Source organism: Burkholderia pyrrocinia (genome assembly GCF_003330765.1).
Taxonomy (GTDB): domain Bacteria; phylum Pseudomonadota; class Gammaproteobacteria; order Burkholderiales; family Burkholderiaceae; genus Burkholderia; species Burkholderia pyrrocinia_B.
Genome location: NZ_CP024902.1, coordinates 3,308,116 through 3,330,788, shown reverse-complemented (window position 1 = coordinate 3,330,788; position 22,673 = coordinate 3,308,116). Strand labels below are relative to the sequence as shown.

Sequence of the window (22,673 nt, the reverse complement as noted above, 5' to 3'; positions counted from 1 at the left end):
ATTTCACGAAAATCTGTAATCGGTCGAAATTGCCGAATCGCTTGCCGTTACGGTGCGGCCGGCGACGAGGCGGGCGGTGCAGCCGGTTGTGCCGGCGGTTGCACGGCGGCCGGCGGCGCGGGTTGTGCCGGTTCCGCGACCGGTGCGGCCGATGCATCGGGCGTCGGTGCGCCGGTGGGCGCGTTCGTTGCACCGCCGGCCGGCGCCGCGAGCCCGCCATGCCACAGCAGTTCGATCTGCGTGCCGTTCGGCTCGGTCTGCACGAGCCGTGCGGGCAGCCAGCCGAGCGACGGTGCGAGCCACATGTCGACGCGGCGCGTGTCGCCGTCGCGGCGCGGCAGGCGCATGAAGTGCCGTGCGTTGATGATACCGCTCTGCGTCTGCACCTGCTCGTCGCCGATCACGGTGATCGGCCAGGTCTCGCTGCTGTTGTTGTCGATCACGACGAACTGCTGCGTGACGCCCGGCTGGTACGCGGCAGGATTGCCGCGGACGAGCCCCGACAACTGCATCAGCATGCTGAAGCGGTCCTGCACGCCGTCGGGCAGCGGCGCGTTGTTCGGCGTGCGCGTGAACACGACCTGCCGGATCTCGCGGTTGAAGATCGCGATGTCTTCCGGCCGCTTGCCGCGCTTCTCGACGTAACGGTCGGGCGCGACGCCGAACGCGTCGATGCGGCCTTCGCTGCGATAGGTGAACGGGCCGACGAACGGCACGGGCATCGATACCGACAGATCGTAGGTGCGTCCGTCGGTGCGCCAGTGGATCGTGCCGATCATGTTCTGCATCCCGTTGTAGAACGTGTCGTATTGCAGGTCGCCTGACGGCGGCGCGGCGAACTTCACGCCGCTCGTCGCGGGGCCCGGCGTCGCGGCGCTGCTTGCGCCGGCAGCCGACGCGGCCTGCGCGCCCGATGCGCCCGGCACGCCGCTCGCCGCCGACGCGGCGGCCGGCGGCGGCTCGCCGTGCTCGGCTGTCTGCGTCGACGTGAGGACCGGCGTCGGCGATGGCGTGGGCTTCGGTGCGGCGGCCTTGGGCGTGGCCGGCGCGGGCGCGGCCGGATGCTCGACCGGCTTCGGTGCGGGCGGTGCGGGCTGGCGCTCGATCGGTTGCGGCTTCAGCAGCTCGATCTGCACGGGGACCTCGGCGGGCGCGGGCGGCGTGAACGATTCGCGGTTGCGCATCAGCCAGAGCGCGGCGAGCGCGTGCAGCACCAGCACGACCACGAGCGCGACGCCCACGCGCAGCCAGCGGCGGGGCAGGGCGTGACTCGGGCGGATGTCGGCAGGCGGCATGGGCATCGGAACAGGATCGGGGCGGTCGCGTGACGTCGGGTGCGCAGCGCGCGCCACAGGAATCGGACCGTCGGATGCGCCGCGCGTTCGCGGTGCGTGGCGTGCCGGGCGGGTACCGGGCGCGTCAGGCGTCGCGCGCGTCGGGACTATAGCCGAGTTCGTAAGACAGTTTCTGCGCGCAGGTGCGCAGCGCGGCGTCGATCTCGCCGCCCCACGCAATGTCGAACGAGCCTTCCTGGCCGAGCGCGACGATCGCGAGCGCGAGTTCGCCGACCGCGTCGAACACGGGCATGCAGAACGCGTGGATCGTCGGCAGCAGCATCCCTTCGACGCGCGCGGCTTCGTGCTTGCGCACGTCGGCGAGCACCGCGTCGACCTCGTCGAGCGTGCGTGGGCCGCCGTGGTGCGGCGAGCGGCGCGTATCGGCGAGTTCGCGCTCGAGCATCGCGGCGGTCTTGCTGCGCGGCAGGTACGCAGCGAACAGCAGCCCCGTCGCGGAGCCGAGCAGCGGCATCACGTCGCCGAGCTTCAGCGACGCCTTCGCCGGATGGCTCGATTCCATCCAGTGTACGATCGTCGGCCCCTGGTTGCCCCATACCGCGATGCCGACCGTCTGGTCGAGGCGGTCGCGGAACTCGGTCAGCGCGATCCGCGCGAGCTTCACGCCGTCGACGCGCGCGAGCCGCGCGAGCCCCATCTGCAGCGCGAAGCCGCCGAGCTCGTAGCGGCCCGATACGGGGTCCTGCGACACGACGCCGAGCCGCGAGAAGCTGACCAGGTAGCGGTGCGCCTTCGCAGGACTCATGCCCGCGCGCTGCGCGAGGTCGCGCAGCATCATCGCGCGCGGCTCGCTCGTCAGCACGTCGAGCAGGCGGAAGCCGACTTCGATCGACTGGATGCCGGAACGGACCTTCTCGCCGTTCTCGCCGGAGGCGGCGTCATCGGAGTCGGAGTCGGCGAGATCATCGTCGGGAAGCGGGCTGGCGGGCATGGGCAACGGGTGCGCGAAAATGCGGCAAGGATCAGGGCGGAAACGGCGTACGCAATCGTGGCGCGCCGCATGGATTCACCATCGTAAAATAGATTCCCTCCATCGTCACTACAACGGCAAATTCCCCCTATGAAACTTGCTTCGCTGAAGGACGGCACGCGCGACGGCCAGCTGATCGTCGTGTCGCGTGACCTGCACACCGCGGCGATTGCCGACGCGATCGCGTCGACGCTGCAGCGCGTCCTCGACGACTGGGCGTTCTACGCGCCGCAACTGCGCGACCTGTACGAAGCGCTGAATCACGGCCGCGCGCGCAACCCGTTCGCGTTCGATCCGGCCAATTGCATGGCGCCGCTGCCGCGCGCGTTCCAGTGGGCCGACGGCTCCGCGTACGTGAACCACGTCGAGCTCGTGCGCCGTGCGCGCGGCGCGGAGATGCCGCCCGAGTTCTGGACCGATCCGCTGATGTACCAGGGCGGCAGCGACGATTTCCTCGGCGCCCGCGACGACGTCGTGTGCCCGTCCGAGGAATGGGGCATCGATTTCGAGGCGGAAGTCGCGGTGATCACCGGCGACGTGCCGATGAGCGCATCGCCCGACGACGCGCTGAAGGCCGTGCGGCTCGTCACGCTCGTGAACGACGTGTCGCTGCGCAACCTGATTCCGGCCGAGCTCGCGAAGGGCTTCGGCTTCTTCCAGAGCAAGCCGGCCACCGCGTTCGCGCCGGTCGCCGTGACGCCCGACGAGCTCGGCGACGAATGGCGTGAAGGCCGCGTGCACCGGCCGATGATCGTCCACTGGAACGGCAAGAAGGTCGGCCAGCCCGATGCGGGCACCGACATGGTGTTCCACTTCGGCCAGCTGGTCGCGCACGCGGCGAAGACGCGCAACCTGCGCGCCGGCTCGATCGTCGGCTCGGGCACGGTGTCGAACAAGGACGCGAAGCGCGGCTACTGCTGCATCGCCGAGAAGCGCTGCCTCGAAACGATCGAGCACGGCGCGCCGCAGACGGAATTCATGCGCTACGGCGATACGGTGCGCATCGAGATGTTCGATGCGGCCGGCAAGTCGATCTTCGGCGCGATCGAGCAGTCGGTCGCGCCGCCCGACGGCGCGGCGTAAGTCGCGCCACGCACCTGCGAAACCCAGCCCCGGCCCGCGCGCCGGGTTTCGCCTGATGTTTGCCCGCGCGGGCTTGGTTACACTCGATTCAGGAGCGACGGTCTGTTTTCATGTGGAAACAGACCGTATGGCAAGGAGCAGAGCATGGCCGATCTCGCCGCGTACGGCGGTTACGAAGCACTGAAGGTGACGCGCCGCGATCATGGCGTGCTCGACATCGTGATGAGCGGCGAGGGCGCGAACCGCAGCGGTCTCGCGACCGCGAACGCGCGCATGCATCGCGAGCTCGCCGACATCTGGCGCGACGTCGACCGCGATCCCGACACGCGCGTCGCGGTGATCCGCGGCGAAGGCAAGGGCTTTTCGGCGGGCGGCGATCTCGCGCTCGTCGAGGACATGGCGAACGACTTCGACGTGCGCGCCCGCGTGTGGCGCGAGGCGCGCGACCTCGTCTACAACGTGATCAACTGCAGCAAGCCGATCGTGTCGGCGATGCATGGCCCGGCCGTCGGCGCGGGGCTCGTCGCCGGGCTGCTCGCCGACATCTCGATTGCCGCGAAGGATGCGCGCATCATCGACGGCCATACGCGGCTCGGCGTCGCGGCCGGCGACCACGCGGCGATCGTGTGGCCGCTGCTGTGCGGGATGGCGAAGGCGAAGTACTACCTGCTGCTGTGCGAGCCCGTGAGCGGCGAGGAGGCCGAGCGGATCGGCCTGGTATCGCTCGCGGTCGAGCCGGCCGACCTGCTGCCGAAGGCGTACGAAGTGGCCGGGCGGCTCGCGCACGGCTCGCAGTCGGCGATCCGTTGGACCAAGTACGCGCTGAACAACTGGCTGCGCACGGCCGGGCCGACCTTCGACGCGTCGCTCGCGCTCGAATTCATGGGTTTCTCGGGGCCCGACGTGCAGGAAGGCCTCCGCTCGCTGCGCGAGCGGCGTCCGCCCGACTTCCCCGGCGACGCGCCGTTCTGACGCGCGCTATGATCGAACCACGCGCGGCTGCGCGACGCATGGCGGCCGCCTCGCTCCCTCAGTCAACCAGGATGCCCGTATGACGACCGATGCCTCCGGCTCGAACCCTTTCGCCGGCTTTGCCGGCTTCAAGCCCGCCGACATGCTCGACCGGATGTGGGACATGGTCCGGATGTCGCCGTTCGGCGGGATGACGCCGTTTCCGGGCGCCACGCCAGGGCTGCCGCCGTCGCTGTCGAGCATGTCCGACATGATGGCGCCGCTCACGAGCGTCGAGGAACTCGACAAGCGGATCACCGATATGCGCGCGGTCGAGCAGTGGCTGAAGCTCAATCTCGGGATGCTGCAGTCTGCGATCCAGGCGCTCGAGGTGCAGCGCGCGACGCTCGCGACGCTGCGTGCGTTCGGCGCGTTCGCGCAAAGCTCGATGTCGGCGGCCGAGGAAGCGGCCGTCGTGGCGGCGCATGCGGCGAAAGCCGCGTCGGCGGCGCCGGACGCCGCGGATGCGCCGCCGGAAGGCGACGCCGCGCAGCAGGCCTTCGATCCGGCCGGCTGGTGGAACCTGCTGCAGTCGCAGTTCAACCAGCTTGCGAACCTCGCGATGGCGCAGCCGGGCATGGAGCCCGCGGCGCCGGGCGACGCGCCGCCGGACACGGCCGCAGCGCCGGAGAAAGCCGCGAAGCCGGCGCCGGCTGCTGCCGCGCCGCGCAAGCCCGCGGCGAAGCGCGCGAAGCCGGCCGATTCGGCCGCGGCGCGCGCGGCGGCCGCTTCGTCGCCCGCAACCCGTCCGCCGAAGCGCTCGACGTGACGCGGCGCAGGTAGCAGGTCGATCATGCGGCTCGCGCTCGTTCTGATGGGAGGCGGCGCGCGTGCCGCCTATCAGGTCGGCGTGCTGAAGGCGCTGACCGAGATCGCGCGCGAGGCCGATCCGCAACGGCACACGCTGCCGTTCGCGGTCGTGTGCGGCTCGTCCGCCGGCGCGATCAACGCGACGTCGATCGCGAGCCACGCGGACGATTTTTCCCACGGCGTGCGGCGCCTGCTCGAATTCTGGGAACCGCTGCGCGCCGACTACGTGTATCGCACCGACTGGCTCGGCATCGCGGCCGCCGGCGCGCGCTGGCTCGCGGCGATGACCTTCGGCTGGGCGTCCCGCAGCTCGCCGCGCGGGCTGCTCGACAACAAGCCGCTCGCGCACCTGCTGCAGCGCGAGCTGAGCTTCCACCGGATCGAGCAGATGCTCGAGGCGCGCCTGCTGCATGCGCTCGCGGTGACGGCGCTCAGCTATTCGAGCGGCCGGCACCTCACGTTCTACCAGGCGGCCGAGCCGATCCAGGCGTGGCGGCGCGCGCAGCGCACCGCGCGGCTCGTCGACCTGTCGGCGTCGCACCTGCTCGCGTCGTCGGCTATTCCATTCGTGTTCCCGGCCGTGCCGCTCGTGCTCGACGGGCAGATCGAATACTTCGGCGACGGTTCGATCCGGCAGATTGCCCCGCTGTCGCCGGCGATTCACTTCGGCGCGGACCGGATCGTCGTCGTCGGCGCCGCCGACCCGCGGCCCGAGATTCCGGCCGCGAACGGCGCGGGCCTGGTGCGCGGCTACCCGACGCTCGCGCAGATCGGCCAGCAGGTGCTCGCGAGCGTGTTTCTCGACTCGATCGGCTCGGACATCGAGCGGATCGAGCACATCAACCGGATGATCGAGCACCTGCCGCACCAGGTCGAGGTGGACAGCGGCTGGCGGCACGTCGACGTGCTGGCGATCGCGCCGTCCGAGCGCATCGAGCTGATCGCCGCGAAGCACCTGAAGCAGATGCCGGCGACGATGCGCGGGCTGCTCGGCGCGGTGGGCGGCAGCCAGCCGGCCGGCGCGTCGTTCGCGAGCTACCTGCTGTTCGAGGAGGCGTTCACGCGCGAACTGATCGAACTCGGCTACTGCGACGGGCGGGCGCAGCGCGACACGCTCGTCGGCTGGATCGCGCAGGCGGACGGCGGCAGCGCGCCGGCTGCCGGCACGCCGCCGGAAGACGGTCTCGCGACGGGCGAAATACGGGTCTGATGCATGGAGGGGGCGTGCGGTTGCGTTTTCGCGACGGTCGGCCGCGACCGATCGCCGCATCGCGATGGGCGCGGCGCGGCCGGGCAGGCGTCTCGGAACCGTCATGCACGCGTGATATCATGGCCGCCGCCGTATACACCATATCGAGCAGCCCGCCGATCCGGCATCCGCACGGGACCCTTCGGGGAACCCGCCTGGGGGCAGGGGACGGGCTCGCCAACGAGCCGGCCAGCGCCGGCCCCCAACTCAGGCAAGCGCGGCCGGTTCCGTTCGTACGGAGCGTGGCTGCGGCGTGCCCAACGGCGGCGGCGCGGCCGCCCGGCTGCCGGACGCGGAATCAGCGTCCGGTCGGTCGGTTTCACGCGTAAAATTAGAGTCTTGGCTGCAAAAAGCGCGCTTGGCGCACTTTTGCGGCAACAGTCACGTTTAGAGAAGTCGCATTGCGCAGAACAGGGGTGGGACCATCATGAACACGATGCTTTATCCGGAACTTTACAGGTCGCTCGAAGCTGTCCGCTGGGACATGGAGAAGGACATTCCGTGGGACAAGTTCGACGCTTCGCTGCTCACCGACGAGCAGGCGAAGACGATCAAGATGAACGCGATCACCGAATGGTCGGCGTTGCCCGCGACGGAAATGTTCCTGCGCGACAACCAGCACGACAGCGACTTTTCCGCGTTCATGAGCGTGTGGTTCTTCGAGGAGCAGAAGCATTCGCTCGTGCTGATGGAATACCTGCGCCGCTTCAAGCCGGAAATGGTGCCGTCCGAGGAGGAGCTGCACGCGGTGCGCTTCCAGTTCGACCCGGCGCCGCCGCTCGAGACGCTGATGCTGCACTTCTGCGGCGAGATCCGCCTGAACCACTGGTACCGCTGCGCGGCCGACTGGCACACCGAGCCCGTCATCAAGCAGATCTACGAAACGATCTCGCGCGATGAAGCGCGCCACGGCGGCGCGTACCTGCGCTACATGAAGAAGGCGCTGAACAACTGCGGCGACGTCGCGCGTGCCGCGTTCGCGAAGATCGGCGTGCTGATGGCGTCGGCGCGCCGCACCGAGAAGCCGCTGCACCCGACCAACCTGCACGTGAACCAGGCGCTGTTCCCGCGCGACACCGTGCAGTCGCGCCTGCCCGATCCGGAATGGCTCGAGCGCTGGCTCGACGAGCAGATCCGTTTCGACGGCGAGTGGGAAAAGAAGGTCGTCGAGCGCATCCTGCACAACCTGTCGATCCTGTTCGAGCGCACGTTCGCGACCGCGCAGGAACTGAACCGCTACCGCAAGGAAGTCACCGGCCGCCTGCAGTCCGAAAGCGGCCCGTCGTCGGCCGCGCAGCCGGCCTGAGGCAGGCGCCGCAGCCGGCGTGAGTCGCGCCGGCCGCGTTGCGCCGTTTCGCGTCCGTTGCATGAAGCCCGCCCGGCCGGTCCGGCGGGCTTTTTATCTGGCGCCGCCGCCGCGTCCTGCCGTCGAGGTCTGCCGCGCGCGCCGTCGTTCATTCCGTCCGACCTCCATCATGCCCGCCACCTTCGAACGCAAGCTGATCACCCGTGATGCCCTCGTCGCCCTGCGCGCGTCGCTGCCGTCGCCTGTCGTGTTCACCAATGGGGTATTCGACATCCTGCACCGCGGACACGTCACGTATCTCGCCGACGCGAAAGCGCTCGGTGCATGCCTGATCGTCGGCCTGAACAGCGACGCGTCGGTGCGCATGCTCGGCAAGGGCGACGACCGGCCGATCAATCGCGAGGACGACCGCGCGGCGCTGCTCGCGGCGCTGGAAAGCGTCGACTGGGTCGTGAAGTTCGAGGAAAAGACGCCTGTGTCGCTGATCGAGGCCGTCCGTCCGGACATCCTCGTGAAGGGCGGCGACTACGACATGGATGCGCTGCCGGAATCGGCGCTCGTGCGCGGTTGGGGCGGCCGCGCGCTGGCGATTCCGTTCGAGCATGACCGCTCGACCACCGCGTTGCTGAAGAAGGTGCGCGCGCAGCAGTCCTGAGCGCGGCGTTATTGCCGTCAGGAGTGCCGTCAGGGCGCGGATGCCGCGAGCGGCGCAGCCGTGACGGCCGGCGGCGCGATCGGGCCGCCGATGACGGGCTGGTCGGTCGCCTGCGCCAGTGGCGTCACGCGCAGCGCATCGGGCCGCACCTGCCGCGACAGCACGCCGGGTTCGCGCGGGCCGGCCGCCGGCAGCGGCCCGAACACGCCGCGCGACACCACGAACGCGAGCATGTTGGCGAGAAAGAGAACAGCGATCAGCCAGCGTAGCATCGTCGACACTCCTCGTCGTCGTTCATGTCATTCAGTCAGGCCGGCCACATGGCCGGTTTTTTTCATTGCTTCCGCTAACCGTTCGCGCGGGCCGCCGCTGCGTCGCCGCCCGTATTGCATCGTCATCGTGACGCATGCCCGCCCGGGGGCTTGTGTCGCCCCGCGCCGGCATCTTTCCGTCAATCCTGTGCCGCCGCTGCGGCGGCCGCTTCCGCGGCAATCAGCGCGAGCCCGGACAGGATCAGCGCGTCGTGCCGCGTATGCGGGACCGTCAGCGCACGTGCGACGTCGTCCGCCGCGCCGCCGGCCAGCACGAGCCGCACGGGCGCCTGCCACGCGTCGGCGAGATCGCGCCACGCGCGTTCGATCAGCCCGGCCTGCGCGTACAGGCAGCCGGCCGACAGCGAGCGCGGCGTATCGACCTGGAACGGCTCGGCCTGCGCGCCCGCGAGCAGCCCGCTCGCGATGTCGGTGGTCAGCGTCGGCAACTGCGCGGTGTGCGTGCCGAGCGCGCGCATCATCAGCGCCCAGCCCGGCGCGATCAGCCCGCCCGTGAAGCGGCCGTCCGCACGCAGCGCCTCGAGCGTCGTCGCGGTGCCGAACGTCGCGATCAACAGGTGCTCGCCCGGAAAGGCCGCGTGCGCGCCGATCAGGCCGGCCCAGCGATCGCTGCCGAGCTGTTCGGGCGTCGTATAGCCGTTCGTCACGCCGCATTGCGCGGGCCTCGAGCGTATCGTCGTGCGCGGCAGGTCCGGCCAACGCGCATCGAGCAGCGCGTCGAGCCGCGCGGCCACGTCGGCGCCCGCGACGTTCGAGATCCATGCGCCGCGCGGCCGCGTCAGGTTCGACCAGTCGGGATCGGCACCGCCGTCGCGAGCGTGGCCGAACGCGCCCGTATCGACGAGCGTGCGCTGCGCATCCGCGAGCGCCCACTTGATCCGGCTGTTGCCGGCGTCGATCAGCAGGTGCGGCTCGCTCATTGCGCTTCGCGCAGCGACACGTCGCCGGCTGCGATCGCCTGCACGCCGTCCGGCGTGTCGAGCAGCAACTGGCCGGTCGCATCGATACCCGTCGCGATGCCGCGCACGCGTTCGACCCCCTGTTCGAGCAGGACGACTTCGCGCCCCGCGTAAGCGTGCAGCGCGTGCCAGCGCGGCAGGAACGGCGCGAGCCCGTCGGCGCCGAACTGCGCGAGCGCGGGCGTGAGCGCGTTCAGCGACGCGGCGAGCGTATCGGTGAGGTTGGCCGATGCGCACGCGATCGACAGCGCGGCGGGCGGCAGGCCGCTCGCGAGCGTCGCATCGCGCGCGCGCAGCGCGTCGACCTGCGTGGCGACGGCTTCCGCGCCGCGCACGTTGATGCCAAAGCCGATCACGACGGCGGTTGCGTTGGCGGTGGTCCAGACGGTTTCGATCAGGATCCCGGCGAGCTTGCCGACGATGCGCGGCGTGCCGTCGTCGGTGGCCGTCAGCAACAGGTCGTTCGGCCATTTGAGCGCGACGCGCGTGTGGGTGTCGAGCGGCAGCGTGGCCAGCCCTTCGGCGAGCGCGACGCCGATCGCGATGCTGAGGCCGCCGAGCGCGTCGACGGGGCGCGGCACGATGCAGCCGACCGAGCACAGCAGCGCGTTGCCGGGCTGCGCGAACCACGGGCGGCCCTGCCGGCCGCGGCCGGCCGTCTGCTCGAACGCCACGCGCACGAGCGGCGCGGGCAATGCGTTCGCGCTGCGCGGCAGCGCCTTGAGCCGGGTTGCGACGTCGGCGTTGGTCGAGCCGGTGGCGGCGACGATGTCGAGCGGCCACGCACGCGGCGCGGCGTCCAGGTGCGCGTCGAGCCGGTTGCGCGCGATGTGCGCGTCGCCGGAATCGGGCGTGTCGGAGGAGGTGGGGGCGTTCATGGCGCTTATTGTAGCCACAGGGGGCGATGGCGCGCGCCGGGCAGCGCGCGCGACAGGCGGGGCAAGGTGCGGCGGCCCGCACGCGAACGGCGCCGGTGCCCCGCCACACGACTTACTGCTTTTCCATCCGCTCCAGCGCCTTGATGTCTTCCTCGGACGTCATTTCGCACGCAAGCAGCGTCCTGCCCTTCAGCGCCGGGCCCTGGCGGGCCGACACGAGGATCAGCGCGCCACCGGGGCCGCGGACCGTCAGCCGGCGCGAATAGCCGACGGACGACGTGCCCAGCAGGTGGCCCTTCTCGGGAGCGAGCTGGTAGCGCTGCGCGAGCCGGTCGGCAACCTCACCTTCGACGAGCACGCCGATCCCGGTACCGACGAACACGACGTGCTGCGTCGTGAAGTCGTCCCGGCGGATCGGCTCCGGCAGACGGAAGACCGCGGCGCCCAGCATCGACTCGTCCGGCTTCGGATCGGTCGCCTTCACGGCGTTGTAGATCGAGTCCATCAGGTCCGACGTAAACGGTGGCTTGCAGAGCGCGGCGTTGAAAATGTCGGGATGGGCAGGCGGCGCGGCGAGCGCAACGAACGGGGCGGCAGTGACGGAAATGGCGGCGGCGCGAAGCCAGGACAGGCGATCGGACATGGATGCAGTTCTCTCAGGTTTTGTTGTGAGGCTGCATGTTAAGGCATCGCCGCGCACCTATCGACCGACACGGATCGATCGGATGGCGACACGGCGATACAGCGACCGGCGCGCTCGCCCGCGCCCCACGATCGATTCCGCTTCCGGGCGATCGATGCGCGGGGCGTCGGGTCGTGCGCATCAGGCAGCCGCTGTTCCGCTGGTTCGCGCTCGCGCGTGCCGCGGAACCGTCAAGGCGCGACAACCGGATGCTTCAGCGCATGCGCGGTCTCGATCCACTGCGCGTGGAACGCGTCCGCGTCGGGCTTCAGGCCGAGCTCGCCGTTGCGATAGGCCATCGCGAGCGTCTGCACGGCTTCCGGCAACTCGTGTTCGGCGGCCCGGCGATACAGCGCGAGCGCGCGTGCATCGTCGCGCGGCACGCCGCTGCCGTCGCGGTACGCGTTCGCGAGCATGAAGTCCGCGGCCGGGATGTCCGCGCGCGATGCGATGTCGAACCAGCGCGCGGCCTGCACGGGATCGGCAGCGATGCCGTAGCCGCTGCGATAGATCAGCCCGAGGTAATACGCGGCGGCCGGTTCGCCCTGTTCGGCCGCTTCGCCGAGCAGCGCACGGGCGCGTGCGTAGTCCTTCGGGATGTCGCCGCTGCCGAGCAACAGTGCCTTGCCGAGCGCGAGCTGCGCGCGCCGCGCGGCCGGCGCGTCGGCATGGCCATCCGCCTGCGCGGCTGTTTCCAGCCAGCCGCGTCCCTCGTCGCGCAGCCCCGGTTCGCGCGCGTCGACGAGCGCGATGCCGAGCGCCGCCTGGGCGGCGCCCGAGCCGCGGCGCGCGAGCGTGCGCAACTGCGCGAGCGCGTGCGGTTCGGCGGCCTGCGTGACCATCGCCTGCCATTCGTCGAGTTGCGCGGCGCTCGGCGCGGGGCCGGTGCCGCGCAGGCCGGTCGCCGCGACGACGGCCGCGACGGTCACGGCCGCCGCCGCGAGCAGCGCGGCCGGCGGGAGTTTCGCGCGCAGCAGGCGCCGCGCGGCGGCGGCGAAGCCGGTTTCGGCCGGCCGCATCGTCCGGATCGGTTGCATCGCGTGTCTCATTGCGTGAGGTCGATCTCGTAGGTGGCGAGGGTCTTGCCCGAGCCGTCGTCGGCCGCGACCTGCGTGATGCCGGTCAGGCCGGCCGCCGCCGCATCGCCGAGACGGTTCGGCGCGGACGCGAACTGCACGTGCGCGACCGAGCTCGCGAGTTTCGTGAAGCGCCAGCTGCGCTGCGCACCGTCGGCCGTGCGCGTGATCTTGCCGCGCTGCTTCACGAACGCGATCAGCACGTCGCGGTTCGCATCGGGCGATGCGAAGATCGTCTTGCTGCCGTCGAGGCCCGGGAAGTTGCCGCCGCCGCTCGCGCGGTAGTTGTTGGTCGCGACGATGAACTGCGCGTTCGGGTCGATCGGCGTGCCCTTGTAGGTCAGGTTCCTGATCCGGCTGCCGAGCGGCTGCGTGACGTCGATTTCATACGCGAGATCGGCCGACGTGAACATGTCGAAGTTGTAGCCGGGGAAGCTGCTGACGAGCGGCTGCACGGTCGCCTTGGTCGGGTCGATCCGGTTGAAGCGCTTCGCGGCCGTCTCGAGCCAGTTCTTCACGTCGGCGCCGCTCACCTTCACCGCGTAGACGGTGTTCGGATACAGGTACAGGTCGGCCGCGTTGTTGATCGCGAGCGCGCCCGGCGCGACGTCGGTGTAGTCGCTGCCGCCGCCGAAGCCGCTCTTGAACGGCGCGCTGACCGACAGCACCGGCAGCGACGCGTATTGCGGCAGGTTCGCCTGCACGTAGCGCGCGACGTAGTCGGCCTGCGCCTCGTTGACGATCTGGATCGCGCCCGGATCGCCGACATCCGCGAAGTACGAGTTCATCCGGTAGTCGGTCGAGCCGATCGGCGTCTTCACGTAGTCGATCGTCGCCTGGTGCTCGGCGGCGATCGCGGCCGACACGGACGGATCGGCCGCGACGTAGGTCTTGTCGGCGTTCTGGATCGGCCGCGCCTCGACGGTCGTCTGCGACTTGTCGACGCTCCACGTCTTGCCGTCGAACTTCAGGCCGAGCTTGATCACGCCGAGGTGCTTGCCCCAGTAGTTGGCCATCACGGTCGGCACGCCGTTGACGGTGCCCTTGACCTTGTCGACGCCCGGCAGGTTGAACTGCGACACGGTGCTGTTGGCGTCCGGGAACACCTGGTGCGAGTGGCCAATCAGCATCGCGTCGATGCCGGCTACCGTCGACAGCCACCAGCTGCCGTTTTCCATCGTCGGCGAATACGCGGCATTGTCGAGGCCGCCGTGCGAGATCGCGACGACGAGATCGGCGCCCTTAGCGCGCATCTCGGGAATGTACTTCTCGGCGGCTTCCTTCAGGCCGGTCGTGTAGACCTTGCCGTCGAGCCAGCGCTTGTCCCAGCTCATGATCGCGGGCGGCGTGAAGCCGATGATGCCGATCTTCACGGGCGCGCTGACCGTCTTGCCGTCCGGCGTCGTCGCCGTCACCGTGCGGGTCAGGATCGTGTACGGCGTGAACAGCGGCGCGTTGGTCTTCGCGCTGATCACGTTCGCGAGCACCTGCGGGAAGGTCGGGCCCGCGCACTTCTTCTGCTGGGCCGGGGCCGGCAGGCCGTCGACCTCGAACGTGTTGCCGGTCACCTGCGACAGGTACGGCAGCCCGTAGTTGAACTCGTGGTTGCCGATCCCGCCGCCGTCGAATTTCGCGGCGTTCATCACCTTGTAGATCGCGAGCGTCTGGTCGCAGCCGACCGGCTTCACGAGCGCCTGGTAGTCCGACAGCGCGGTGCCCTGGATCGTGTCGCCGTTGTCGAGCAGCAGCGTGTTCGGATACTGCGCGCGCGCCTGCGCGATCAGCGTCGACACGCGCTCGAAGCCGAGCGAATTGTCGGCGGCGAGCTTGAAATAGTCATACGACAGCACATTGGTGTGCAGGTCGGTCGTCTCGAGCAGCGCGAGCGTGGCCGTCGTGCCGACGGGCGCCTGGGCCTGCGTCTGCGACGACGGCGGGGCGGTGACGTCGTCGCCGTTGCAGCCGGCGAGGGCAAAGGCGAGGCCGGCGAGCGCGGCGGCGGCCGGCGCGCGGCGGCGGGAAAGCGGGGGAAAACGCATCGGTTGTCCTGTTCGGTGTTCTGTTCTGTTTTGGCGAGGTGCGCAACGAAATGGCGGCGCGGGGCGCCGACGGCCTGATATGCGGCGCGTGAGAGTATCGAAAGGAAACGTGACGGAAGAATGAAAGGTGATGACGCCGGCAACGGGCCGGGGTGTGCGGTGGCCTCAGGGCAGACCCGGGCCAGGCGCCCCCGGCCCGGCGCCCCACGGAAATCCTCACGTCGCGGCGCCGGGCGGTTCGCTACAATGACCGCTGTCATCCTTTTGCAAACAACCTGCCCTTGGACTTCGAGACTCCTCCCGGCCTGTCGGTCGACGCCGGCGGCCAGGGCCAGACCGTGCGCCTGTACGGCCAGTGGACCGCGCTCGCGCTCGCGCGCAATCGCGGCGCGGTTGCGCGCCGCGTCGCGAGCATCGCGTCCGGGCGCGTGAGCGAATGGGATCTGTCCGGTATCGAGCGGCTCGACCATGTCGGCGGCCAGGCGCTGTGGCGCGTGTGGGGCCGCAAGCTGCCGGCCGGCGTCGCACTGAGCGTCACGCAGCGCACGATCTTCGAGCGCATCGAGCGGCTCGACAGCGGGCGCGAGGCGCCCGAGCGCGTCGTGCGCTTCGATCCCGTCACGCGGCTCGGCCAGGCGATCTTCTCGTTCGGCGAACACCTGCAGGGCGGCATCGCGATGTTCGGCCTCGTGGTTCTCGATGCGATATCGGTGCTGCGCCGCCCGCGGATCATGCCGTGGAAGGAAACCTCGGCGAACATCTACAGCGCGGGTGCGCAGGCGCTGCCGATCACGGCGCTCGTCGCGTTCCTGATCGGCATCGTGCTCAGCTACCTGTCCGCGCAGCAGTTGCAGATGTTCGGCGCGAACCGCTACATCGTGAACATCCTCGGGCTGTCGGTGATCCGCGAGCTAGGCCCGGTGCTGTCGGCGATCCTGGTCGCGGGTCGCTCGGGCTCGGCGATCACCGCGCAGATCGGCGTGATGCGCGTGACCGAGGAGCTCGACGCGATGCGCGTGATGGGCATTCCGCACGGGCTGCGGCTGATCCTGCCGCGCGTGCTCGCGCTCGGCGTCGCGATGCCGCTGCTCGTGATGTGGACCAACATCATCGCGCTGTCGGGCGGTGCGCTCGCCGCGAAGATCGTGCTCGGGATCGACGTCAACTATTTCGTGCGTTCGCTGCCGGGCGTCGTGCCGATCGCGAACCTGTACATCGGCGTCGGCAAGGGCGTCGTGTTCGGCATGCTGATCGCGCTGGTCGCATGCCATTTCGGTTTCCGGATCAAGGCGAACTCGCAGAGCCTCGGCGAAGGGACGACCACGTCGGTCGTGTCGTCGATCACGGTCGTGATCCTCGCCGACGCGGTGTTCGCGATCCTGTTCCAGAACGTGGGGCTCGGATGAACGCATCGAACGAATCGCCGGCCGGTGCCGCGGCGGCCCATGCCGCGGGCACCCATGCCGCGGCAATCGGCGCCGCATCGGTCGGCACGCCGTCGGCCGCCGCGGCCGATGCCGGCGACCTCGTGATCGAGGTGCGCAACCTGACGAAGCGCTACGGGCGCAACATCGTTCACCAGAAGCTCGACTTCGACGTGCGGCGCGGCGAGATCGTGTCGATCGTCGGCGGCTCGGGCTCCGGCAAGACGACGCTCGTGCGGCAGATCCTCGGCCTCGAGCGGCCGACGTCGGGCACGATCAAGGTGTTCGGCGAGGATACGGCGACGATCGACGCCGCGAGCGCGCGGATGATGCGCACGCGCTCGGGGATGCTGTTCCAGCAGGGCGCGCTGTTCTCGTCGATGACGGTGTTCGACAATGTCGCGCAGCCGCTGCGCGAGCTCGGTCGCGTGCCGCCGGACCTGCTGCACGACATCGTGATGCTGAAGCTCGAGATGGTCGGGTTGCCGTGCAAGCACGCGTCGAAGATGCCGGCCGCGCTGTCGGGCGGGATGATCAAGCGGGTCGGCATCGCGCGCGCGATCGCGCTCGAGCCCGAGCTGCTGTTCCTCGACGAGCCGACGGCCGGCCTCGATCCGCAGGCGTCGGACGAATTCGTCGAGCTGATCGCGACGCTGCACCGCACGCTCGGGCTGACCGTCGTGATGGTGACGCACGATCTCGACACGATGGTCGCGCTGTCGACCCGCGTCGCGGTGCTGGCCGACCGCAAGGTGCTGGTCGCCGCGCCGGTCGAGGAGGCCGCGAACGTCGACCATCCGTTCATCCACGAATATTTCCTGGGGCTGCGCGGGCGCCGCGCATTGCAGGCGCTGCCGCCCGAGCGGCGCGCGAAGCTGCCGAAGGCGGCCCTCGAACCGGCGCTGTCGAGCGTCGAGCTGTAAGCAGAGCCTAGCGCAAGGACGAAGGAACCCTCTGATGGAAAACAAATCACATGCGTTCTGGGCCGGCCTGTTCACGATCGCGCTGACGCTCGCGATCGCGGGCACCGTTTTCTGGTTCAACGTCGACCGCACCGTGCGCGTGCCGTACGACCTGCTCGCGCGTACCAACGTGACGGGGCTGTTCCCGGACGCGGCCGTGCGCTTTCGCGGCCTCGACGTCGGCAAGGTGCAGTCGATCGGCTTCGATCGCACGCACCCGGGCCAGATCCGGATCCGGATTCTCGTCGACCACGATGCGCCGATTACGCAGTCGACCTACGGCAGCCTCGGCTTCCAGGGCGTGACGGGCATCGCGTTCGTGCAGCTCGAGGATACGGGCCGCGACCTGGCGCCGCTGCCGTCGTCGTCGAAGGCGATCGCGCAGATCCCGATGCGGCCGAGCCTGTTCGACCAGATCCAGGAGCGCGGCGACGTGCTGCTGCATCAACTCGAACTGGCCGCAAAAAGCGCAAACCAGTTGATGTCGCCCGAGATGCGCGAGCAGTTGCGCGCGACGGCCGAAAGCCTGCAGCACGCGGCCGATGGCGTGACGACGCTGTCGAAGCAACTCGGCCCGGCGGTCGCCGCAGTGCCGCAGACGATGCACGAGGTGAACCGCACGATGGCGTCGGCGAACACGCTGCTGCAGCCGAACGGGCCGCTCGTGTCGAACCTGAACAAGGCCGGCACGGCCGCGGAGCAGGTCGGCGTCGCGCTGAACGACCTCAACGCGCGCGTGCAGTACGACACGCTGCCGCGTTTCAATGCGCTGGCCGGCAGCGTCGGCGACGCGTCGCGGCAATTGAAGGACGTCGCCGGTGAACTCGGCCGCAATCCGAGCAGTCTGTTGTTCGGTTCGCCCGGCCCGGCGCCGGGGCCCGGCGAGCCGGGCTTCGTCTGGCCGGGTGCGACGGCCGGGCAGTGACATACATCGGCAACCCATCGATCGACTGGCCGGAAACGGCCGGGCGGTGACGCCCATCGAAACCGGAAACATCATGCAGGAACACGCCATGCCACGAATCCTTGACCGTGCGCTGCGTCCGGCCACGGCCGCGCTCGCCGTGCTGACGCTCTCGCTTGCCGCCGGCTGCGCCGGCAACAGCGCGGTAATGTCGAATGTCCGCTACGACCTCGGGCCGGCCGCGTCAGTCGTGACCGCCGGTGCGGGCCCGGCGCTGAAGGTGCTCGACGTCGGCGCGCCCGACGCGCTCGACTCGGACAAGTTCTCGTATCGCCTCGCATACGCGGATGCGCAGCACGTGGCCGTCTATCGCGACAGCCGCTGGACCGCACCGCCCGCGCAACTGCTTACGCAGCGGCTGCGCGGCGCGCTGTCGTCGCGCGGCGCGGTGCTCGAAGGGTCCGACGGCGTGCGCGCGCCGACCCTCAAGGTCGACCTGAACGAATTCGAGCAGGTGTTCGACGGTCAGTCGCAGAGCCACGGCGCCGTCACCGCGCGCGCGACGCTGACGCTGGACGGCAAGGTGCTCGGCCAGCGCACGTTTGTCGCGCGCGCGCCGTCGAGCACGCCCGACGCCGCTGGCGGCGCGCGCGCGCTCGCGACGGCGAGCGACGAGCTCGTGTCGCAGATCGCTGCGTGGGTCGGCATGCAGGCATACGCGGGCACGCCGTGACGCGTGCCGCGCAGCCGCGATGAACGCGACCGGCACGCCTCGCGCGTCGTCGCTCGCGCGGCAGGCCTTTGCCGCTTACGCGGCGCTCATCGTCTACGCATCGCTGTATCCGTTCGACGGCTGGGTGTCGCTCGGCATCGGGCCGTTCGACTATCTGTTCGCGCCGATGCAGCGCTACGTGACTGCGTTCGACGTAGTCACGAACGTGCTCGGCTACCTGCCGTTCGGCGCGCTCGGCGTGCTCGCGCTGCACCCGCGCTGGCGCGGCGTTGCCGCGACGCTGATCGTGGGCGGGCTCGGCGTGCTGCTGTCGGGCTCGATGGAGGCGCTGCAAACCTACCTGCCGACGCGCGTCGCGTCGAATCTCGATCTCGCGGCCAACGCGCTCGGCGCGCTGCTGGGTGCGGCGCTCGTCGCGCCGGCCACGGGGGCGCTGCTCGACCGCGGCGCGCTGCGCCGGCTGCGTTTCGCGTGGTTCGAGACCGACGGCGCGACGCCGCTGCTGCTCGCCGTGCTGTGGCCGTTCGCGATCCTGTTTCCGTCGCCGTTCCTGTTCGGCATCGGCGACTGGCCGGCCGCATTGTGGGAGCGCGCCGACGCGTCGATGCAGGACACGCTGCTCGCGTGGCTGCCGGCCGCATGGCGCGTGAGCGAATGGCCCGAGCGCGTCGACGGCTGGTTGTCCGACTCCGGATGGGAGGCCGCGCTCGGCGGGCTGATGCTGTTCGCTGCGCTGGCGATCGCGTCGCTCGCGATGCGGCCGCGCGCGCCGCGCATCCGGCTGCTGATCGCGTTCGTCGTCGCGACGCTCGTGCTGAAGGCGGCCGCGACGTTCATGCAGTCGGCCACCGGCCTTGTGGTCGTGTGGGCGACGCCCGGCGCGCGGCTCGGGATCGAGCTCGGGTTCGCGGCCGCGCTCGTCGCGCTGCGCGTGCCGGCGACGTGGCGCGCGACGCTCGCGGCGCTCGCGCTGCTGGCCGGCGTGGCGCTCGTCAACCTGCTGCCCGTCAATCCGTTCTTCGACTTCACGCTGTCGGGCTGGCGGCAGGGGCGCTACGTGCACTTCAACAGCCTCGCGCGCTGGCTCGCGTGGATCTGGCCGTACGCGGCGCTGATCTGGCTCGGCCAGCGCGTCGAGCATGCGTGGCTGCCGGCCGCGCTGCGCCGCTGACGCGGCGGCTCGGGCAGCGCGGCCGCCGCCCTGTCGCGGGCAGCGGTGTGCGCCGGTCGCTATAATCGTTCGCACGAGTGCAGTGTTCGGCGCTAATCGGCACTTATGTGCTGCGCCTTCGCGCCCGTGGCCGCGTTGCAAATCCTCGCGATGCCACTGGGCATCGCTGCGGTTTGCGCCTTGCCACGAGCACGAATCCGCTGGCACATAAGTGCCGCTTAGCACCGAACACTACACGACCGTTGCCCCGCGCAACGGCAATCGCCCCTCTTTCCGCACGGCATTGCGCCGGGCCGCTCGCGACCATCATGGATTCCTACTACCAGCACCACGTCTTCTTCTGCCTGAACCAGCGCGAACCGGGCGCCGAACGCCCGAGCTGCGCGCAATGCGACGCGCAGACCATGCAGGAATACGCGAAAAAGCGCGTGAAGGAGCTCGGCCTCGCGGGGCCCGGCAAGGTTCGCATCAACAAGGCCGGCTGCCTCGACCGTTGCGAGGAAGGGCCCGTGATGGTCGTGTATCCGGAAGGCACGTGGTACACGTACGTCGACCAGGCCGATATCGACGAGATCGTCGAATCGCACCTGCGCGACGGCAAGGTCGTCGACCGCCTGAAGATCTGAGCGGGCCGGCCGAATGAACGTACATACGCAGAAATCGCTGATCGCGGGCCCGGTCGGGCAGATCGAAATCGCGGTCGACCTGCCCGACGCCGTGCGCGAAGGCGTCGCCGCGCCGCGCGGCATCGCGCTCGTCGCGCATCCGCATCCGCTGTTCGGCGGCACGATGGACAACAAGGTCGCGCAAACGCTGGCGCGCACGCTCGTCCAGCTCGATTACGTCGTCTACCGGTCGAACTTCCGCGGCGTCGGCGCGACCGAAGGCGTGCACGACAACGGCACCGGCGAGGCCGACGACCTGCTCGCGGTGCTCGCGCACATGCGCGCGCAGCCCGCGTATGCGGACCTGCCGCTCGTGCTCGCGGGCTTCTCGTTCGGCACCTTCGTGCTGTCGCACGTCGCGAAGCGGCTGCGCGACGCGGGCGAGACGATCGAGCGGATGGTGTTTGTCGGCACGGCGGCGAGCCGCTGGCAGGTGGCCGACGTGCCCGAAAACACGCTCGTGATCCACGGCGAAACCGACGACACGGTGCCGATCGCATCGGTATACGACTGGGCGCGGCCGCAGGAGCTGCCGGTCGTCGTGATCCCCGGTGCCGAGCATTTCCTTCATCGCAAGCTGCATGTGCTGAAGCGCATCATCGTCGACGCATGGCGCTAGCCGGCACGCGGGCGCTGGCGTAACGCGCCGGCGGCCCGCGTCGCACACCGGCACCCGGCCGGATGCGCGATCGACCACGCGACATTGCGCCGCACAACCCGACTTGCACACAGCCTGCGCGCGCCTTTCGTGCGGCTTCGAGTGCGTTGGCCCGCAGCGCGCCCGCGCCATGCTCTCGAAGCTGGTACGCGGTCGTCCCGCGCCAGGTTCCCGAAAACGCCGTTCGCGGCCACGTATAATGGCCGCATTTCGCGTCGCCCGCGGCCCGGCTGGGCCCATGCGGCGCTCGTTTCGCCGCTTGTCCGCCCGCTCGCGACGGCCGCGAACCGAACGCGTCCGCACGAGTCCAACCGGCGCGTTTCGCGTCGCCCGACGGTTTCGGGCGAGTGCCCGAAACGCCCGCCGCCTTGCCGTTCAACCCTGCGCGTTTCGCACCGCACTTTCTGCCATCAGCCTGAATCGATCATGCGTCTGTCTCCCCAAGGCCTCAAGTCCCTCGCTTCCTCCATCGCCTTCGGCACCGCCGCGCGCAACGTCGCGCTCGGCGTGATGCTGCCCGTCGCGCTCGCATCGACGATCGTCGTCGCCGAGGCGAAGCCGGCCGCCAAGGCCAAGGCGCATGCCGCGCCGGCCGCCGCCGAGCAGTTCACCGGCGCGCCCGCGACCTACATGCCGGGCGCGGTGCCGCCGCCGGGCGTGAACGCGCGCTCGTGGGTGCTCGTCGACGCGACGAGCAACACGGTGCTCGCGTCGGGCAATGCGGACGAGCGCGTCGAGCCCGCGTCGCTGACGAAGCTGATGACGGCCTATCTCGTGTTCGAGGCGCTCGACAAGAAGAAGATCTCGATGGAGCAGATCGTCACGCCGAGCGACGCGGTGCGCCGCGTCGGCCGCGACGAGTCGCGCATGTTCATCGAGGCGAACAAGCCGGTGTCCGTGCATGACCTCGTGTACGGGATGATCATCCAGTCGGGCAACGACGCCGCGATCGCGCTCGCCGAACTCGTCGGCGGCAGCGAAGGGCAGTTCGTCAACATGATGAACGACGAGGTGAAGCGCCTCGGCATGAAGGGCACGCACTTCGCCGACGTGAACGGCATGCCCGACCCGAACCACTACACGACGGCCGGCGACCTCGCGAACCTGTCCGCGCACCTGATCCGCGATTTTCCGCAGTACTACAGCATCTTCTCGGAGAAGGAATTCAAGTACAACAACATCCGCCAGGGCAACCGCAACCGTCTGCTGTGGCTCGACCCGACGGTCGACGGCCTGAAGACGGGTCATACGCAGGCGGCCGGCTACTGCCTGATCGCGTCGGCCAAGCGCGCGATTCCGGGCGTCGACGGCCAGCGCCGCCTGGTGTCGGTGATGATGGGCGAGCAGAAGGAAGGCGAGCGCACGCAGGACAGCATGAAGATGCTGAACTACGGCTACAGCGCGTTCGATTCGGTGCGCCTGTTCAAGGGCGGCCAGGCGATCTCGACGCCGCGCATCTACAAGGGCAAGGACAACACCGTGCAGGTCGGCGTGAAGGTCGACCAGTGGGCGACCATGCCGCGCGGCCTCGGCGACAAGGTCAAGACGGAAGTCGCCGTCAACGCGCCGCTGATCGCGCCGCTCGCGGAAGGCCAGCAGGTCGGCACCGTGAAGATCGTCGCCGATGGCAAGACGCTGTCCGAATTCCCGGTCGTCGCGCTGCAGGCCGTGCCGGAAGCGGGTATCTTCGGGCGTATCTGGGACTCGATCCTGCTGATGTTCAGCAAGAAGAAGTAAGCGCGCAGCACGCA

General features: G+C 69.8%; 22 protein-coding genes. 14 read left to right on the top strand and 8 right to left on the bottom strand.

What is annotated here, in order from left to right; translation table 11 throughout:
- Positions 1–47 precede the first annotated feature (47 nt).
- Together CUJ89_RS16135 and CUJ89_RS16130 are read right to left on the bottom strand one after the other, a co-directional pair.
- Positions 48–1,301: a DUF3108 domain-containing protein gene (locus CUJ89_RS16135; RefSeq protein ID WP_114178194.1), complete on the bottom strand. Its 1,254-nt coding sequence runs from the start codon at positions 1,299–1,301 to the stop codon at positions 48–50.
- A 118-nt stretch (positions 1,302–1,419) separates the two neighbouring features.
- Positions 1,420–2,286 carry an IclR family transcriptional regulator gene (locus CUJ89_RS16130; RefSeq protein WP_114178193.1) on the bottom strand — a complete coding sequence of 289 codons (867 nt, stop codon included), beginning with the start codon at positions 2,284–2,286 and terminating at the stop codon, positions 1,420–1,422.
- Between the two features lie 129 nt (positions 2,287–2,415).
- On the opposite strand from CUJ89_RS16130, the gene CUJ89_RS16125 reads away from it, so the two are divergent.
- From CUJ89_RS16125 to rfaE2, 6 genes are all read left to right on the top strand, one after another.
- Positions 2,416–3,408: a fumarylacetoacetate hydrolase family protein gene (locus CUJ89_RS16125; protein WP_114178192.1), complete on the top strand. Its 993-nt coding sequence runs from the start codon at positions 2,416–2,418 to the stop codon at positions 3,406–3,408.
- Positions 3,409–3,552: 144 nt separating this feature from the next.
- Positions 3,553–4,380, top strand: a complete 828-nt coding sequence (locus CUJ89_RS16120; RefSeq protein WP_114178191.1) for an enoyl-CoA hydratase/isomerase family protein — start codon at positions 3,553–3,555, stop codon at positions 4,378–4,380.
- Positions 4,381–4,459: 79 nt separating this feature from the next.
- Complete coding sequence (locus CUJ89_RS16115) at positions 4,460–5,188, top strand: PhaM family polyhydroxyalkanoate granule multifunctional regulatory protein (protein WP_114178190.1); 729 nt, start codon at positions 4,460–4,462, stop codon at positions 5,186–5,188.
- 24 nt (positions 5,189–5,212) lie between these two features.
- Complete coding sequence (locus CUJ89_RS16110; RefSeq protein WP_114178189.1) at positions 5,213–6,439, top strand: patatin-like phospholipase family protein; 1,227 nt, start codon at positions 5,213–5,215, stop codon at positions 6,437–6,439.
- A gap of 466 nt (positions 6,440–6,905) precedes the next feature.
- Positions 6,906–7,784: a ferritin-like domain-containing protein gene (locus CUJ89_RS16100; RefSeq protein WP_114178188.1), complete on the top strand. Its 879-nt coding sequence runs from the start codon at positions 6,906–6,908 to the stop codon at positions 7,782–7,784.
- Positions 7,785–7,953: 169 nt separating this feature from the next.
- Positions 7,954–8,439, top strand: coding sequence for a D-glycero-beta-D-manno-heptose 1-phosphate adenylyltransferase (gene rfaE2, locus CUJ89_RS16095; protein ID WP_114178187.1), 486 nt, complete (start codon positions 7,954–7,956; stop codon positions 8,437–8,439).
- 29 nt (positions 8,440–8,468) lie between these two features.
- Here rfaE2 and CUJ89_RS16090 read toward each other — a convergent pair whose 3' ends face one another.
- The 6 genes from CUJ89_RS16090 to CUJ89_RS16065 form a co-directional block, all read right to left on the bottom strand.
- A complete protein-coding gene (locus CUJ89_RS16090) occupies positions 8,469–8,711 on the bottom strand; it encodes a hypothetical protein (protein WP_114178642.1) in 243 nt (80 codons plus the stop codon).
- A gap of 179 nt (positions 8,712–8,890) precedes the next feature.
- Positions 8,891–9,691: a type III pantothenate kinase gene (locus tag CUJ89_RS16085; RefSeq protein ID WP_114178186.1), complete on the bottom strand. Its 801-nt coding sequence runs from the start codon at positions 9,689–9,691 to the stop codon at positions 8,891–8,893.
- On the bottom strand, positions 9,688–10,608 hold the full coding sequence (locus CUJ89_RS16080) for a biotin--[acetyl-CoA-carboxylase] ligase (RefSeq protein WP_114178185.1): 921 nt from the start codon (positions 10,606–10,608) through the stop codon (positions 9,688–9,690). The genes CUJ89_RS16085 and CUJ89_RS16080 overlap by 4 nt, the downstream gene beginning before the upstream one ends.
- Positions 10,609–10,720: 112 nt before the next feature.
- On the bottom strand, positions 10,721–11,251 hold the full coding sequence (locus CUJ89_RS16075) for a hypothetical protein (RefSeq protein WP_114178184.1): 531 nt from the start codon (positions 11,249–11,251) through the stop codon (positions 10,721–10,723).
- 230 nt (positions 11,252–11,481) lie between these two features.
- Entirely contained in the window at positions 11,482–12,327 is an 846-nt protein-coding gene (locus CUJ89_RS16070; RefSeq protein WP_114178183.1) for a tetratricopeptide repeat protein, read from the bottom strand.
- Between the two features lie 8 nt (positions 12,328–12,335).
- Complete coding sequence (locus CUJ89_RS16065) at positions 12,336–14,405, bottom strand: bifunctional 2',3'-cyclic-nucleotide 2'-phosphodiesterase/3'-nucleotidase (RefSeq protein ID WP_114178182.1); 2,070 nt, start codon at positions 14,403–14,405, stop codon at positions 12,336–12,338.
- A 281-nt stretch (positions 14,406–14,686) separates the two neighbouring features.
- Here CUJ89_RS16065 and CUJ89_RS16060 point away from each other — a divergent pair, with 281 nt between their 5' ends.
- The 8 genes from CUJ89_RS16060 (at position 14,687) to CUJ89_RS16025 (ending at position 22,659) form a co-directional block, all read left to right on the top strand.
- Positions 14,687–15,811 carry an MlaE family ABC transporter permease gene (locus CUJ89_RS16060; protein ID WP_114178181.1) on the top strand — a complete coding sequence of 375 codons (1,125 nt, stop codon included), beginning with the start codon at positions 14,687–14,689 and terminating at the stop codon, positions 15,809–15,811.
- Positions 15,808–16,752 carry an ABC transporter ATP-binding protein gene (locus CUJ89_RS16055; protein WP_114178180.1) on the top strand — a complete coding sequence of 315 codons (945 nt, stop codon included), beginning with the start codon at positions 15,808–15,810 and terminating at the stop codon, positions 16,750–16,752. Before CUJ89_RS16060 ends, CUJ89_RS16055 begins: the two co-directional genes overlap by 4 nt.
- A 34-nt stretch (positions 16,753–16,786) precedes the next feature.
- Positions 16,787–17,716 carry an MlaD family protein gene (locus CUJ89_RS16050; protein ID WP_114178179.1) on the top strand — a complete coding sequence of 310 codons (930 nt, stop codon included), beginning with the start codon at positions 16,787–16,789 and terminating at the stop codon, positions 17,714–17,716.
- A 73-nt stretch (positions 17,717–17,789) separates the two neighbouring features.
- The gene (locus CUJ89_RS16045; protein ID WP_415859030.1) at positions 17,790–18,428 is read left to right on the top strand and encodes an ABC-type transport auxiliary lipoprotein family protein; all 639 of its coding nucleotides are present in this window, start codon (positions 17,790–17,792) and stop codon (positions 18,426–18,428) included.
- Positions 18,429–18,447: 19 nt separating this feature from the next.
- Positions 18,448–19,599: a VanZ family protein gene (locus CUJ89_RS16040; protein WP_114178178.1), complete on the top strand. Its 1,152-nt coding sequence runs from the start codon at positions 18,448–18,450 to the stop codon at positions 19,597–19,599.
- A 308-nt stretch (positions 19,600–19,907) separates the two neighbouring features.
- On the top strand, positions 19,908–20,225 hold the full coding sequence (locus tag CUJ89_RS16035; RefSeq protein ID WP_011694422.1) for a (2Fe-2S) ferredoxin domain-containing protein: 318 nt from the start codon (positions 19,908–19,910) through the stop codon (positions 20,223–20,225).
- Between the two features lie 13 nt (positions 20,226–20,238).
- Positions 20,239–20,883: an alpha/beta hydrolase gene (locus tag CUJ89_RS16030; protein ID WP_114178177.1), complete on the top strand. Its 645-nt coding sequence runs from the start codon at positions 20,239–20,241 to the stop codon at positions 20,881–20,883.
- A 465-nt stretch (positions 20,884–21,348) separates the two neighbouring features.
- Positions 21,349–22,659 carry a D-alanyl-D-alanine carboxypeptidase family protein gene (locus tag CUJ89_RS16025; protein ID WP_114178176.1) on the top strand — a complete coding sequence of 437 codons (1,311 nt, stop codon included), beginning with the start codon at positions 21,349–21,351 and terminating at the stop codon, positions 22,657–22,659.
- Positions 22,660–22,673 lie beyond the last annotated feature (14 nt).

Excerpts from the sequence above, each read along its gene's own strand:
- CUJ89_RS16135 (WP_114178194.1), bottom strand. The coding sequence starts at position 1,301 with ATGCCCATGCCGCCTGCCGACATCCGCCCGAGTCACGCCCTGCCCCGC.
- CUJ89_RS16130 (WP_114178193.1), bottom strand. The coding sequence starts at position 2,286 with ATGCCCGCCAGCCCGCTTCCCGACGATGATCTCGCCGACTCCGACTCC.
- CUJ89_RS16125 (WP_114178192.1), top strand. The coding sequence starts at position 2,416 with ATGAAACTTGCTTCGCTGAAGGACGGCACGCGCGACGGCCAGCTGATC.
- CUJ89_RS16120 (WP_114178191.1), top strand. The coding sequence starts at position 3,553 with ATGGCCGATCTCGCCGCGTACGGCGGTTACGAAGCACTGAAGGTGACG.
- CUJ89_RS16115 (WP_114178190.1), top strand. The coding sequence starts at position 4,460 with ATGACGACCGATGCCTCCGGCTCGAACCCTTTCGCCGGCTTTGCCGGC.
- CUJ89_RS16110 (WP_114178189.1), top strand. The coding sequence starts at position 5,213 with ATGCGGCTCGCGCTCGTTCTGATGGGAGGCGGCGCGCGTGCCGCCTAT.
- CUJ89_RS16100 (WP_114178188.1), top strand. The coding sequence starts at position 6,906 with ATGAACACGATGCTTTATCCGGAACTTTACAGGTCGCTCGAAGCTGTC.
- rfaE2 (WP_114178187.1), top strand. The coding sequence starts at position 7,954 with ATGCCCGCCACCTTCGAACGCAAGCTGATCACCCGTGATGCCCTCGTC.
- CUJ89_RS16090 (WP_114178642.1), bottom strand. The coding sequence starts at position 8,711 with ATGCTACGCTGGCTGATCGCTGTTCTCTTTCTCGCCAACATGCTCGCG.
- CUJ89_RS16085 (WP_114178186.1), bottom strand. The coding sequence starts at position 9,691 with ATGAGCGAGCCGCACCTGCTGATCGACGCCGGCAACAGCCGGATCAAG.
- CUJ89_RS16080 (WP_114178185.1), bottom strand. The coding sequence starts at position 10,608 with ATGAACGCCCCCACCTCCTCCGACACGCCCGATTCCGGCGACGCGCAC.
- CUJ89_RS16075 (WP_114178184.1), bottom strand. The coding sequence starts at position 11,251 with ATGTCCGATCGCCTGTCCTGGCTTCGCGCCGCCGCCATTTCCGTCACT.
- CUJ89_RS16070 (WP_114178183.1), bottom strand. The coding sequence starts at position 12,327 with ATGCAACCGATCCGGACGATGCGGCCGGCCGAAACCGGCTTCGCCGCC.
- CUJ89_RS16065 (WP_114178182.1), bottom strand. The coding sequence starts at position 14,405 with ATGCGTTTTCCCCCGCTTTCCCGCCGCCGCGCGCCGGCCGCCGCCGCG.
- CUJ89_RS16055 (WP_114178180.1), top strand. The coding sequence starts at position 15,808 with ATGAACGCATCGAACGAATCGCCGGCCGGTGCCGCGGCGGCCCATGCC.
- CUJ89_RS16050 (WP_114178179.1), top strand. The coding sequence starts at position 16,787 with ATGGAAAACAAATCACATGCGTTCTGGGCCGGCCTGTTCACGATCGCG.
- CUJ89_RS16045 (WP_415859030.1), top strand. The coding sequence starts at position 17,790 with ATGCAGGAACACGCCATGCCACGAATCCTTGACCGTGCGCTGCGTCCG.
- CUJ89_RS16040 (WP_114178178.1), top strand. The coding sequence starts at position 18,448 with ATGAACGCGACCGGCACGCCTCGCGCGTCGTCGCTCGCGCGGCAGGCC.
- CUJ89_RS16035 (WP_011694422.1), top strand. The coding sequence starts at position 19,908 with ATGGATTCCTACTACCAGCACCACGTCTTCTTCTGCCTGAACCAGCGC.
- CUJ89_RS16030 (WP_114178177.1), top strand. The coding sequence starts at position 20,239 with ATGAACGTACATACGCAGAAATCGCTGATCGCGGGCCCGGTCGGGCAG.
- CUJ89_RS16025 (WP_114178176.1), top strand. The coding sequence starts at position 21,349 with ATGCGTCTGTCTCCCCAAGGCCTCAAGTCCCTCGCTTCCTCCATCGCC.